Source organism: Tannerella forsythia, from assembly GCF_001006485.1.
GTDB classification, from domain to species: domain Bacteria; phylum Bacteroidota; class Bacteroidia; order Bacteroidales; family Tannerellaceae; genus Tannerella; species Tannerella forsythia.
The window spans coordinates 1-13644 of the sequence record NZ_JUET01000076.1 but is presented as its reverse complement, the minus strand read 5'-3'; the positions used below and the strand labels follow the sequence as shown (position 1 = coordinate 13644).

The following is a 13644-nucleotide window of genomic DNA, read 5'->3' as shown; positions in this document are numbered from 1 at the left end:
AGAACGATATGAGTATATTAACAGGAATAATCTCTTTCTGTATCTTTTTCACAAGCTGTTCACAGATAGACGAACCGGAGATTCTTACACCCAAAGTACGCGTCATTGCGCACCGTGGTTTCTGGCAGTCCAGAGGGGCTGCCCAAAATTCCATTGTATCCCTCGAGAATGCGGAGGGTATCGGGGTCTACGGGGCAGAGTTCGATGTACATCTGACGGCGGACAGCGTGCCCATTGTTTTCCATGATATAACGGTCAAGAAAATGAAAATACAGGAAATAAATTATGCAGCGATTCAGCAGATCGCGCTGGCCAATGGAGAAAAAATTCCGACGTTGCGCGAATATCTGGAAGCCGCCCGGCGTACAAAACGCATCCGCTTGATCCTTGAACTGAAACCGCATGCCACACCGCAACGAAATCGTTTGGCGGCACGTATGGTTGTCGATTTGGTACGGGAGAAAAAGTTGCAACATCGCACGGATTATATTTCGTTCAGTCTTGACGCGGCACGCGAATTTATTCGTTTGGCACCCGAAGCCGAAGTATATTATCTGAACGGCGAGTTGTCGCCCGAACAATTGAAACAAGAAGGTTTTGCCGGTCTTGATTATCATTACAGCGTGATGCGGAAAAATCGGCAGTGGTTCAACGATGCCAAACGACTGGGATTAGGTATCAATATCTGGACGGTTAATGATACGACATTGATGCGGGAAATGATTGATGCGGGAGTTGACTTTATCACGACCGACATTCCCGTTGAGGCGTTGAAGTTTATTCAGAAATAATACGGAGATGAGAAAGATCGTCGTGCTATTGTGGTGGTGTATCTGGGCCGGCAGTTTGTCGGCCGCAGATGACGACCACCCCAAACACGAAATTCGTGCCGTATGGTTGACGACGATCTTTGGCCTCGACTGGCCGACAAGTCCGGCAACGAACGAAACCGAACGAAACCGGCAGAAGCAGGAATTGCGTACCATCTTGGATCGTCTGCAAGAAGCCCACTTCAATACGGTTTTTGTACAAACCCGGCTGCGAGGCGATGTGATTTACCGCTCGCAAATAGAACCGATATCGGCCGTTTTTACCGGACAATGCGGAAAATGGCCGGAATATGATCCACTCGCATTCGTGATCGACGAATGTCATAAACGAGGCATGGAATGTCACGCATTTTTCGTGACCTACCCTGTCGGTTCGGCCAAAATGGTGAAAGAACAGGGATGTGCATCGGTTGTCAAACGCCATCCGGAGTTATGTATAAAACATCGTGGCGACTGGTACCTCAATCCCGGTCATCCGGGAACGTCCGATTATCTTCTTTCATTAGTGAAAGAGGTCGTAAAAAATTACGATATTGACGGTATTCAATTCGATTATATTCGTTATCCGGAGGGAGCACAATTTTTTCCCGACAAGAAAACGTATCAAAAGTACGGGAAAGGGCAAAGTCTTGAAAATTGGAGACGTGATAATATCAACCGGATAATTGCGCGTGCACATGATTGGGTAAAGAAGACGAAACCCTGGGTGCAGGTGAGCAGTTCTCCTCTCGGCAAATACAGCAAGAGGCAGCATCCGAATGCTCGATGGACTGCTTACGAAGATGCGTATCAAGATCCGCGAGCGTGGTTGAAAGCCGGAAAACAGGACATGATCGTGCCCATGATGTATTATCAGCAACAAGACTTTTATCCATTTGTCAACAATTGGCTTGAACATTCCGGACAGCGAAACATGGTAGTCGGTTTGGGAGCCTATCGCCTGAGTAAAAAAGAGGGCAACTGGAAGCTCTCCGAAATCACCGATCAGATCCGTTATGTGCGCCGTCAAGGAGTAAAAGGTTGCGCTTTCTTCCGGACACAGTTTGTGATTAAGAATGAGAAAGGGCTGTATAATGAACTGAAAAACCGTTTCTTTAAATATCCCGCACAGCTTCCCCCTCTGGTTTGGATGAATGAAAAGGATTCCGTGCCGTGCGCACCGCAGGAAATCGTCGTCGTACGTGAACAGGAACGGCTGAAACTCTCGTGGAAAGGAAGGAGTTCAGACGACTATACCTATACCATCTACTATTCACAGTCCGATTCGATTGATATGACCAAGGCTCAATCGATTCTGGCAACAGGTATCCGGGAGAATGTACTGTATCTGCCCATCGATCGGCATGAGGAAAAGGAGTATTCGTTTTGCGTTACCGCGTCGAACCGTTACCGGATGGAAAGTCAGCCTTCGCGCTCAACTTATTATTATCTCTCGGAATACGAAAAATGAACAAAATGAGCGCAGAAACATATATAAACTGGTATGTTCTTTATACTTCGCCGCGTGCGGAGAAGAAAGTCGACGAACGGCTGAAAGGAATGGGCGTGGAGAGCTATTTGCCTTTGCACCGCTCTCCGCAAGTCTGGTCGGATCGGGTGAAGATGGTTGATAAACCCCTCTTCTCGTCGTATGTTTTTGTAAGATGTTCGGAAGCGCAATTGATGTCGCTGTTGAAAGTATATGGCGTAGTCCGCATCATTTACTATTCGGGAAAACCTGCCGTTATTCGTCAGGAAGAGATCGATGCCATCCATTCGTTTCTGGAGCAGGCAGCCAACCACGTCCTTTCCATAGGAGAGGAAGTGGAGATTTTGAATGGCGCCATGAAACATGTTTCGGGAGTGATCCGCAAACTGGGGAAAAACCGGTTACAGCTCCATATCGAGCAGTTGGCAGTGACCGTAACCGTCGATCTGACGAGCGTAGCACCGGTCAGGCGGATAAAATAAAGCGATTATCCGCATCAAACGATCAAAAACCTGATGGTGCGAGCCTCCTTTCCGCAAACATTTTTTTAGACCGGACAAACACAGCATATTGAAATGAAAATTACACGAAACGAACATATAACAAATTATAATCAAAATAAATCATGAAGAAATGGAAAGAGCGGAAAAGAGCCGCAGGGGTCTTTTCTTTTTGTACGGCCATCGCGGCCTCGGTATTTCTCTGCGGATGCAAAGAGACGAAAGTGAGCAGTGAATCGTTCGAACGATCGGACTATTATACACGAGGGATAGGGCAATATCCCGGTAATCCCAAGGAAGATTTTTCTCCTTCTTTATCGCCGGATTATATGACTTATCGCAACATCGCCCTGCGCAGGGCTGCCTTCGCTTCTTCCGGCTACGACTACAACCTCACGGCACAACTTGCGACAGACGGGATCGTGACCGACAAGCAGCTGCAATACCTGAATCTCTCCACCCCCGAAGGTGACGTGCCGCGTCGTGAACGTGAATGGATGATCGATGAAGGCCCATATTCCAGAAACACCTTTATGGGTGATGATACGTACTTTCAGTTCTCGCTTGCAAATTACAGCGCAAAGGTCGGCAAACTTTCGCTCGTAGGAACGCTTGTGTATGACGATAAAGCAGCCCGGGACGGCTATGAGATCGTTTGCCTTACATCGGCCGATGGAAAGGAATGGACGGAAGCAGGCCGCCTGAGCGGAAACAACCTGCCGGGCGAAGCCGTATCGTACCGTGTGCCGGTAACCGATCCGAACAAGCAGACGGAGCAGATCGATATGTCGGTACGGAAACTGAACGAAACGATAACTTTCAAGCAGGAAGTCAACAGCCCCTATTATCGGGTGACTCTGAAGATGGCCGGCGCTCATAGTTGGGTGTTTACGGAGGCGAATTTCTATGATGCCGAGGGACTCGTGGAGATGAAACCGTCGAAGTTTTTCAACAGCGCATGGATGAGCGCCTCTGCCGGCGAAGAATGGCTGTATGTCGATCTGGGAAGCCGTTCCGAATTCGATAAAGTCGTATTACGCTGGATTAACAAAGCCGTTCGCGGCAAAGTGCAGGTATCCGACAATGCGCAGCAATGGGACGATGTAGCCGACCTTCCGGGCGGCGAGGCGCTGACGGACGAGATCACCCTCGACAAAAAATATAAAGGACGTTACGTGCGTGTGCTGATGCAGGAAGCATCGGACGGAAACCGCTATATCCTGAGCGAAATCGAAGTGATGGGCGTAGGAGGATTGGTGCCCTACCCTGTCGAAAGACCGGCCGTAGCAGACGGGCGGATGTCTCTCTCGGGCGGAAGCTGGATGATTCGCCGTGCATCGGAAGTGACGGCTACGGGCGAAGAGATTTCGACACCCAACTACAAGCCGGAGAACTGGCTCGTTGCCACCGTTCCGGGAACGGTATTGAGCAGCTTCAAAAACGCCGGCGCCATAGCCGAACCGAATTATGCCGATAACCAATTGCATATCTCCGAATCGTTCTTCTACTCCAATTTCTGGTATCGCGACGAATTCGAACTGCCCGAAAACTTCAAACAGGATCGTCTGTTCCTCAATTTCGACGGTATCAACTGGAAAGCCGACGTGTATCTGAACGGCCACAAACTGGGACGTATCGAGGGAGCTTTCATGCGGGGCAAGTTCGACGTGACCGACCTTGTCGTTGCGGGGAAGAATGTGGTTGCAGTCGAGATTGTGAAGAATGCGCACATCGGCGCCATCAAAGAGAAGAACCGTCAGAGCACCGACTTTAACGGAGGTATTCTGGGCGCCGATAATCCGACGTTCCATGCGACGATCGGATGGGACTGGATCCCGACCATGCGCGGACGCAACATCGGAATATGGAACGACGTATCGCTCACAACGACGGGCCATGTCACCGTCGCCGATCCGTTTGTGCGCTCCGTACTTCCCCTGCCCGATACGACCTCGGCCAAGCTGACGGCCGGCATCATCGTCCGGAACTGGGATACAAAAGCCGTGCAAGGTACGCTCGAAGGCAAAATCGGCGAAATCACGTTTGAACAGCCGGTCGAGCTGGCTGCGGGCGAAGAAAAAACAGTCGTTTTCGACGCGACAGCTTATCCGCAGTTGAACATGCGACATCCGCGCCTGTGGTGGCCGAAAGGGTACGGCGCTCCGAATCTTTACGACGCGAACTTTACGTTCAAAGTTGGCGATAAGGTGTCCGATGCACGCAACTTCAAGGCCGGCATCCGTCAGATGACGTTTAATGAAGATAACCGTATATTGAGCCTCTTCATCAACGGACGTCGCTTTATCGGTCGCGGCGGAAACTGGGGTTTTAGTGAGTCGAACTTGAACTATCGCGGTCGCGAATACGACATCGCGGTGGCCTATCACGCCGATATGAACTTCACGATGATGCGTAACTGGGTCGGCATGATCGGTGACGAAGAGCTTTACGAAGCCTGCGACCGCCACGGCATCATGATCTGGCAAGACTTTTGGCTGGCCAACCCTGCCGACGGCCCCGATCCGTATTACCCCGAGATGTTCATTGCCAATGCCGAAGATTACGTGAAACGTATCCGCAGCCATGCGTCCATCGCCATTTATTGCGGTAGAAACGAAGGATTCCCGCCGGCTCAGATCGATCAGGCGCTGCGTCGCATCGTCCGGGAAAAACATCCCGATATACATTATATCTCCAGCTCGGCCGACGACGTGGTGAGCGGACACGGCCCCTACCGCATGCTCCCGGCAAAAGAATATTTTACGCTGAAAACGGGTAACGACAAGTTCCACAGCGAGCGCGGGATGCCCAACGTCATGACGTACGAAAGCATGCTCCGCACCTTCTCGCCCGAAGGGCTTTGGCCGCAGGATCATCAGTGGGGAATGCACGATTATACGCGTGAAGGCGCTCAGGGATGTACCTCGTTCAACGAAATCATCGCCAAGGGATACGGTGAGCCGCAGAGCGCGAAGGAGTTTGCCGAACTGGCGCAGTGGGTGAACTATGACGGGCACCGCAGTCTCTTCGAATCGCGCAGCCTCAACCGCAAAGGGCTTCTCATGTGGATGAGTCATCCCTGTTGGCCCTCGATGGTTTGGCAGACATACGATTATTATTTCGAGCCGACGGCCGCCTATTTTGCCATCAAGAAAGCCTCCGAGCCGTTGCACATCCAGTGGAATCCCGCCACCGACGAAGTAGAAGTCGTCAATTACAGCGGCGGCATGCGCAAGGGATTGACAGCGAAAGCACAGTTGCTGAATATGAACGCGTCCGTAGTCTGGGAAAAAGAGGCGACCGTCGACAGTCATGAAGATACGACAGACAAATGTATCCGTCTCGAATTTCCGTCCGACCTCTCGAAGGTGCACTTTATCAAGTTGACACTAACCGAAAACGGAGCGGTTGTTTCCGAGAACTTCTATCATCGGAGCCTCGAAGAAAACAATTATCAGGCATTACGCGAACTGCCGAAAGTAAAATTACTCCCTGCGATCGATACTCGGAAAGATCCCGACGGTATTTGGCATGCCACCGTCACGGTTGAAAATACGACGGCAACGCCCGCACTGATGATCCGCGTGAATGTGACCGGAGAAAAGGACGGCTTGCAATTCCTCCCCGTATTCTACTCCGACAATTACTTCGCCCTGCTTCCCGGCGAGAAGAAAACAGTTAACATCCGCTGGAAAGACGAAGATACGCGCGGCAATACCCCGAAAGTCCGGCTGTCTGGGTACAACGTAGAGTAACAGACCTTTTTTCTCAAATATTTAGTACTTACCCAAGGTTGCGTTTATCGAATGTAATCTTGGGTAAGTTCGTATAATCCCCCCATCTCATTTAAATTCTTCTAAAAAGTATAGCCCTTCGGGCGTTGAGTTGTTGAATTGTTGAGCTGTTGAGCTGTTTTGACTGTTGGCTGAAAGCCGGCTACTCGATGACCATTAACAACTGACAATTTGAAAAGAAGCCCCGCAGGGGCGCGTTAATTCAGCCCAATGTGTAATCTGATCCGAACGCAATTGACGCAAATAAGCGCAATTGAAAACGTGTGGTAGCTGAATACTGACGAACCATTAAACCCAAATTACGCGATACCCTGTTCGGCGTTTACCATTAATAATGGATGTGCGAATGTACGACAATGGTTACGTCAGGCTTACAGCCCTCCCAACGGAGATATTGCTTTTCCCCAACGCTTCGCTTCCGCTCTTCCCCCTTTGAAGGGATAACATCCCCCCTTCGCTCCGCTTTTCCCCCTTTGAAGGGGGGGAGGGGGGATGTTCCTCTGCGTTCGGATACCGTGTACCCGGCATAACATAATTCAGTTGTTAATTGTTATGCGTGGTACACGCCGAATCATGTACCTGAAAAATAACCATTAACCATTGACAATTAACAATTAATTTGTCATTCAGAGCGAAGCGATGAATCTCCTCCTTTTCCCCGCGAGATTCCTCACTACGTTCGGAATGACAAAGGGGGATCTAAATCAATATTCATTCAGGCTTACAGCCCTCAAAAAAACAAAACAGGGGAATCAATACCCCACCCTTGCGGAATGGGGCTGAAATAAAACGGGCTTTCAGCCCTTGGTTGGAATATGGTTAACGGTTATTTTCCGGACACAAAAAAAATATCCAAAAAACAGACAAAATATTTGCATCTGATCAAAAAAATATTTATATCTTTGCCGTACATAACAATAAAATATAAGACTATGGAAAGAACAACCGATACTCCACCGGGATAAGCCGATGCGCCTCGCAAACCGCACCGGAGGCGCAGCGTAAAAGAAATATCCGGAACGCGAAAAACAAGTATCAATTTTAAAAATAGAAAAACATGAAACAGCAAATTATTTTATGGATAGGTGTCCTGCTTCTGCTGATAGGAGGAGTGGGATGTAAGAAAGATCAGTCTTCTTGTTGTGATAAAGAGATAATAAAAGATGTATCAGAGTTAACAGGGATTATTTCTTATAATACAGAGGTTAAACGATGGTATATCTCGGTGTCCGATGCGAATAGTTATGATAATGTGACTTTATATTTTCCTTGTAATCTAGACAGTAAATACATGAAGGAAAAAGAAAAAGTGATATTTTCAGGACAAATATCTAAATCAACATTAAAGATTACACTTCCTGCGGGAACAACTTCTTATTGTATAAATCTAATGTCAATCAATAAAATCAATTAATATGAAACGATTTATTCTTTTGTTTTTTCTATCTACGATTGCAATATTCAAAGTTTATTCACAGCGCCTATACGATAATGGCCCTTTAACAGGGGACAATAACTATGTTCTTCAAGGTTCAAAATGGAATAAAACTACCTTGAAATACTATATTTATAATAGTTCGTCCCATTTGACGACTACAGAAAGAGAAAATGCCATTAGAAGCGCTTTTGCATTATGGAGTGATAAATCTACTTTATCTTTCATACAAGTATACAATCCCAATCAAGCAGATATAAAGATTAAATGGGAAAAAGGGAATCATGGTGACGGATATCCTTTTGATGGAAATACAGGTATATTAGCACATGCATTTTATCCCCCACCGGCAGGAGGAAATTATGCTGGTCATTTGCACTTTGATGATGATGAAAATTGGTCGATTAATGGTTCTGGTATTGACTTAATTACAGTTGCGGCACATGAGATCGGTCATCTATTAGGAATTGAGCATTCCAATGTTTCTTCTGCTCTAATGTATCCTTACTATACTGGCATAAAAAGACAGTTAGACAATGATGATTGTCTGGCTGTTTGGGATTTGTATGGATATCCTTTCTCCATCTCCGGCCCTTCGTCCGTCTGCGATCAAGCAACCTATACGGTAGAAAACCTGCTATCGGGCGCAACGGTGCAGTGGAGCGTATCGAATCCGAATATTGCCACCATAAACAGTTCAAACGGAGTACTTACTTGCAGAGGAAACGGCATATGCGAAGTACGAGCAACCATTAACAATTCATCTGTTGCATTAACTCCACTGAAAATATGTCTTGGCACTCCTATTTCACAAGACATTACACTGACTGTCGAGAGTTTGAATTCTAACGGTACTTTATGTACCGATAATCCCAATGCCATAATGGCCGATCATCCGGGAGGTAATCATTTGGGATACATACGCGAATATGAATGGAGAATCAGTAACGGTTGGCAAATCGCTCATCATCCGGGCGATAACGGCATATATGCTGATCACTTCATTGTTACAGTTATTCCATTAAGCCCATTGCCCGGAAGTCCGACGGTTTCAGTGCGTGCACGTAGTGAATGTGGTTGGGGAACATGGAAAGAAGTCCAGATACCGGCGGTTTCCTGTAGTAGAACGATATCTCCCTTCACCCTCTCGCCGAACCCTGCAACGGACGAAGTAATCTTGCAGTTGATGGAGACGGACGAAGTCAGCGGATTAAGCGTACTCTCGACCGACAGAAGCGCTTACGAAATCCAGCTCTGGAGCGGTATGACGATGCTGCGCTCGTTCCGGACCGATGAGCCGACATTCCAAATCCCGATGGCCGGACTGCCGGCAGGACTGTACTTCGTGCGCGTCGTCAAAGACGGACAGACGTACACACAGAAGTTGATTAAGAAGTGATGCCCTTCGGGCGTTGAGGTGTTGAGGTGTTGGCTGATAGCTGACTGCTTGAAAACTGATAGCAGACCACTGTAACAGCCCCGCAGGGGTGCGTTAATTCAGCCCAATGTGTAGCGAAGCGAAGCGTTGGGGAAAAAAGAATACCCACTCTTGCGAAGAGGGCTGTAATGATATGAAATGTTGATTTATTCAATGGTGGAGATGTTTTGCTTAAACAAACTTGCATGCTTTGCGTAATTTTACCGCCAAGTTCGCAATAGATTACGTAAAGGACGCAAAAAAACAGACAAAATATTTGCATATAATCAAAAACTGTATCTATCTTTGCAGTATCTCATAAAAAACACAAGGCTATGGAAATAACAGCCGACACTCCACCTGACAAGCCGATGCGCCCCGCAAACCGCACCGGAGGCGCAGCGTAAAAGAAATATCCGGAACGCGGAAACAAGTATAAACGTTTAAAAACAGAAAAACATGAAGACAAAAATTATTTTATGGATAAGTTCCCTGCTTTTGCTAACAGCAGGAGCGGGGTGCGAGAAGAACAAGGACTACGAGGTTCCTACGCAACTGACCGGTACTCGGTGGGATCTGGCTGGAATAGTAGATACAAAGACTGGGAAAATCACTCCTCTTGCACCGAAAGGCAGCTACTGGTTTAAATTTATTTCCGAAACAAAAGCCAGAGGAGGTTCAGTGTTGAATATTATGGCAATAGATCTCACATCACCTCCTTTTTTTAATATAGAGACAGAAATTGGAGATAGCCATAACGGTGATGCCGCGTTGTTTTATCGTATCATAAGAAAGCTCGAATCGTACACATGGGAGAAAAATGAACTGAAATTTTTCTACGACAATAAACAATATTACTTACTTTATAAATACTCGAAGTCATGAAAAAGACTATATTTTCTATTTTAGGCTACTTGTTTTTTATACAATTCCTAAGCGCACAAATAACGACCAATGAAGCTCCTTTTAGCTTTGGTAGCACTCCGTCTCAATTATTAAGAAGTATTTCTACGCAAGAGCTATCTGCACCGGATATGGCGATAATACGGGCAGAAGATAAAGTCAATGACACTCCACCTGACAAGCCGATGCGCCTCGCAAACCGCACCGGAGGCGCAGCGTAAAAGAAATATCCGGAACGCGAAAGATAATTATGAACGTTAAAAAAGAAAGAACATGAAAACAAAGAAAAAAACATTATTTCTAAGCTTGTTATTTCTATGGATAACCACAGGAATGACAAGCTGCAACAAGGATGATGATCAGCTATGGGAGATATCGCCCGATGGGAAGCAAGCCGTTATAGAGCGGAAGATAAATGGTCTCGCTTTTAAATTCTGCCTGCTTAACGAAAAAGGGGAACCGGCTACCGTCTTTAAAGAAGGAGAAAATTTCAGCTTTTATTTCCAAATAAAAAATGAGACGGGAAAGGACTGTTATTGTGATATCTACCAATGTGCTAATGCGACGGATTTCTTTTCCATTTCAGGTTCATCCGGAGAATCTGTTGGAAAATCTTACGAAGCATTGCCTCAAACTCTCGAAGGTCTTGGAGATTTATTCAAACATGGAAATTCTTATACTTTTAAAGTACCATGGGGTCATCCTGAAGAATCGATCGTTCAAGGTGGAGATTTTCGTTATAAGAGCCTAAAGAGGGAGCCTCTTAAAACCGGAAGTTATTACACCAGTTTCTCTCATAAATTTAAATTATTCCCTGTTTCGGGAGATAAACACATAGAAACAAATGACTTACATTTCAAAATTAATTTTAAAATCCAATAAGATGAAAAAGACATTATTTACAGCCATATTCCTGTCCACATCTATTTTAGGAATATACGGACAAGTAGAGACAAGGTTCTTTCCGAACAGAGACGCTTTGCAACAAAACCGTCTGCTGAAAGAACACCGGAGGGTAGCGAAAATAAAAGCAATGCCTCCTCTCGATGTACAAAAAATAGCATCCGCAAGACAACAGGAAAAGGACGACAATGTGCCGTTTCGTTTTGGAAAAGGATTCGACACCCATATCACCTTAGCCGACGGAGAATGGACCAATACAGAAAACGGAAGACTTTGGACAATGGCGATTGAATCGAAAGGGGCCTACTCCATTAATTTTGTATTCAACGATTTCTACTTGCCCGAAGGCGCTGAGCTATACATATCCAACGAAGAAGGAGATATGCTTTATGGTCCGGTTACCTCGAAAGTAAATACGGAGAACGGTCATTTCCTGACCGACCTGATCAAAGGGGATAAGGTAACCATCTATTTGTTCGAACCTTCGAACAAAAGAAACGAATCTCAACTGACAATAAAACGAGTTGTGCATGCATACGAAAATATGTTTTCCGATATGGCATACGGTCAGATAGGAAGTTCGGGGAATTGTAACAACAATGTTGCTTGTTTTCCTGCTTGGAGTAAAGAGTCGGATGCTGTAGCCTTAGTACTTCTTTCTAACGGTACGGAATGGTGCAGCGGTTCATTGCTGATGACAGCCAATCAAAGTTTCAGACCGTATTTTCTCTCGGCATTTCATTGTATCGATACGGATATCCCGAAAGGATCATTATCATCATCCGAAATTTCCAATGCCGAAAATTGGATGTTTAAATTCCAATACAAAATGTCGTCATGCAGCGGAGGTTATGCAACAAGTGGAGTAACCTATAATCGGGCAACATTCAGGGCGGCGTGGAATAATACCGATTTTGCATTAATGGAATTGAGAAACTCTCCTGCCGGCGATTCCCGCTTTTCGTGGTTGGGATGGGATCGAAGCGGAAATGCACCGACTGCAGGTACGGGGATTCACCATCCGTCGGGAGACGTCATGAAAATTTCTTTTGACAATGACTTAATTACAGAGACGGCAGCAGGTTCAACAAATTCAGGTACTACTCATTGGTTCGTAGACATTGACAATGGGACTTTAGAACACGGTTCATCAGGTTCTCCTTTGTTTAACCCACAAAAAAAAGTTATAGGACAGCTGCATAATGGCTATCCAGGGTGTAACTCCTCTAAACAATTTTGGTATGGATGTTTTCATCGTTCTTGGACGGGAGGAGGCACAAACAGCACGCGGTTGAGTAATTGGTTAGACCCGAATGGAAGTGGTGTAATAACAACGAATACCTCAAAATCCCCTACTGTCTCCGGCCCTTCGTCCGTCTGCGATCAAGCAACCTATACGGTAGAAAACCTGCCGGCGGGAGCTATCGTGGAGTGGAGCGTATCCAATCCAAATGTTGCTACGATCAGTAATAACGGACTGTTACGGGTGACAGATCAAACCTTTGCACTAACCAATATACAAGCCAACATTTTTACGGGAGGAGAAAACCCGTATACCATCAGAGAAGAACGTGTAATGACCGGTCAACCTAAATTTCAGGTACAGCTTCTCGGCTATTCAGGAAGCAATTCTGCCAGTTTCTTTGCGTCACCTCAAGGAGAAAATGGAGACTTATATCGTGTTCCATTGAATTATTATTGGAGTTATACGAAAATAGACGGAAGCGATTATACTTTAATCGGGAATTATCAGAATACATCATTCATAAACATCCAACCGGTTGTCACATTCCCCGGTCCCGGCACCTATATGATCACGGTACAAATCACAGGATATCCTTGTTATATACCTTTGGCAAGGTATGAATACAGTTGTGGCTCAAACTACTTCTTCACCCTCTCCCCCAACCCGGCCACGGACGAAGTGACTTTGCAGCTGACGGAGACGAATGAGGTCAGCGGATTAAGCGTGCTCTCGACCGACAGAAGCACTTACGAAATCCAAATCTGGAGCGGTATGAGGATGCTGCGCTCGTTCCGGACGAATGAGCCGACGTTCCAAATCTCGATGACCGGACTGCCGGCAGGACTGTACTTCGTGCGCGTGGTCAAAAACGGACAGACGTATACGCAGAAGTTGATCAAAAAATGAGAAAAGTAAAAAACTAAAAGTGAAAAGTGATGCCCTTCGGGCGTTTGGATGTTGAAATGTTGAGTTTGTTGAGTTGTTTGATTGTTGGATGGAAGCTGATGGCTGAACGCTGAACACTGATCGCTAACGATCATGTCAGGCTTACAGCCCTCCGAACAAGGTTGGACGGGACCCCACCCTTATGGGATGGGGCTGAAATATATCGGGCTTGCAGCCCTTTCGGGTAATGGTTATGTACAGGG

General features: G+C 46.4%; 9 protein-coding genes and 1 pseudogene. All 10 read left to right on the top strand.

The window, feature by feature from the left end:
• The first annotated feature begins 8 nt into the window (after window positions 1-8).
• Window positions 9-791: a glycerophosphodiester phosphodiesterase gene (locus Tanf_RS06550; protein WP_041591331.1), complete on the top strand. Its 783-nt coding sequence runs from the start codon at window positions 9-11 to the stop codon at window positions 789-791.
• 7 nt (window positions 792-798) lie between these two features.
• Window positions 799-2280: a glycoside hydrolase family 10-like protein gene (locus Tanf_RS06545; protein ID WP_046825314.1), complete on the top strand. Its 1482-nt coding sequence runs from the start codon at window positions 799-801 to the stop codon at window positions 2278-2280.
• Between the two features lie 5 nt (window positions 2281-2285).
• Complete coding sequence (locus Tanf_RS06540) at window positions 2286-2780, top strand: UpxY family transcription antiterminator (protein ID WP_236684398.1); 495 nt, start codon at window positions 2286-2288, stop codon at window positions 2778-2780.
• 143 nt (window positions 2781-2923) lie between these two features.
• Window positions 2924-6553, top strand: coding sequence for a glycosyl hydrolase 2 galactose-binding domain-containing protein (locus tag Tanf_RS06535; RefSeq protein WP_046825312.1), 3630 nt, complete (start codon window positions 2924-2926; stop codon window positions 6551-6553).
• A gap of 1096 nt (window positions 6554-7649) precedes the next feature.
• Window positions 7650-8006 (top strand): hypothetical protein, encoded by a 357-nt coding sequence (locus Tanf_RS06525; protein ID WP_046825310.1) that lies wholly within the window; start codon window positions 7650-7652, stop codon window positions 8004-8006.
• A gap of 1 nt (window position 8007) precedes the next feature.
• Window positions 8008-9426, top strand: a complete 1419-nt coding sequence (locus Tanf_RS14245; RefSeq protein ID WP_074450159.1) for a M10A family KLIKK metalloprotease karilysin — start codon at window positions 8008-8010, stop codon at window positions 9424-9426.
• 477 nt (window positions 9427-9903) lie between these two features.
• Entirely contained in the window at window positions 9904-10329 is a 426-nt protein-coding gene (locus Tanf_RS06515; protein WP_014225809.1) for a hypothetical protein, read from the top strand.
• Window positions 10326-10544: pseudogene (locus tag Tanf_RS06510) on the top strand (hypothetical protein); the annotation flags it as partial. The gene Tanf_RS06515 and the pseudogene Tanf_RS06510, both read left to right, overlap by 4 nt.
• A 76-nt stretch (window positions 10545-10620) precedes the next feature.
• On the top strand, window positions 10621-11229 hold the full coding sequence (locus tag Tanf_RS06505) for a hypothetical protein (RefSeq protein WP_046825307.1): 609 nt from the start codon (window positions 10621-10623) through the stop codon (window positions 11227-11229).
• A gap of 1 nt (window position 11230) precedes the next feature.
• Window positions 11231-13402 (top strand): T9SS type A sorting domain-containing protein, encoded by a 2172-nt coding sequence (locus Tanf_RS06500; protein WP_046825306.1) that lies wholly within the window; start codon window positions 11231-11233, stop codon window positions 13400-13402.
• Window positions 13403-13644 lie beyond the last annotated feature (242 nt).

Coding starts and splice junctions, on each gene's coding strand:
- Tanf_RS06550 (WP_041591331.1), top strand. CDS start 9: ATGAGTATATTAACAGGAATAATCTCTTTCTGTATCTTTTTCACAAGC.
- Tanf_RS06545 (WP_046825314.1), top strand. CDS start 799: ATGAGAAAGATCGTCGTGCTATTGTGGTGGTGTATCTGGGCCGGCAGT.
- Tanf_RS06540 (WP_236684398.1), top strand. CDS start 2,286: ATGAGCGCAGAAACATATATAAACTGGTATGTTCTTTATACTTCGCCG.
- Tanf_RS06535 (WP_046825312.1), top strand. CDS start 2,924: ATGAAGAAATGGAAAGAGCGGAAAAGAGCCGCAGGGGTCTTTTCTTTT.
- Tanf_RS06525 (WP_046825310.1), top strand. CDS start 7,650: ATGAAACAGCAAATTATTTTATGGATAGGTGTCCTGCTTCTGCTGATA.
- Tanf_RS14245 (WP_074450159.1), top strand. CDS start 8,008: ATGAAACGATTTATTCTTTTGTTTTTTCTATCTACGATTGCAATATTC.
- Tanf_RS06515 (WP_014225809.1), top strand. CDS start 9,904: ATGAAGACAAAAATTATTTTATGGATAAGTTCCCTGCTTTTGCTAACA.
- Tanf_RS06505 (WP_046825307.1), top strand. CDS start 10,621: ATGAAAACAAAGAAAAAAACATTATTTCTAAGCTTGTTATTTCTATGG.
- Tanf_RS06500 (WP_046825306.1), top strand. CDS start 11,231: ATGAAAAAGACATTATTTACAGCCATATTCCTGTCCACATCTATTTTA.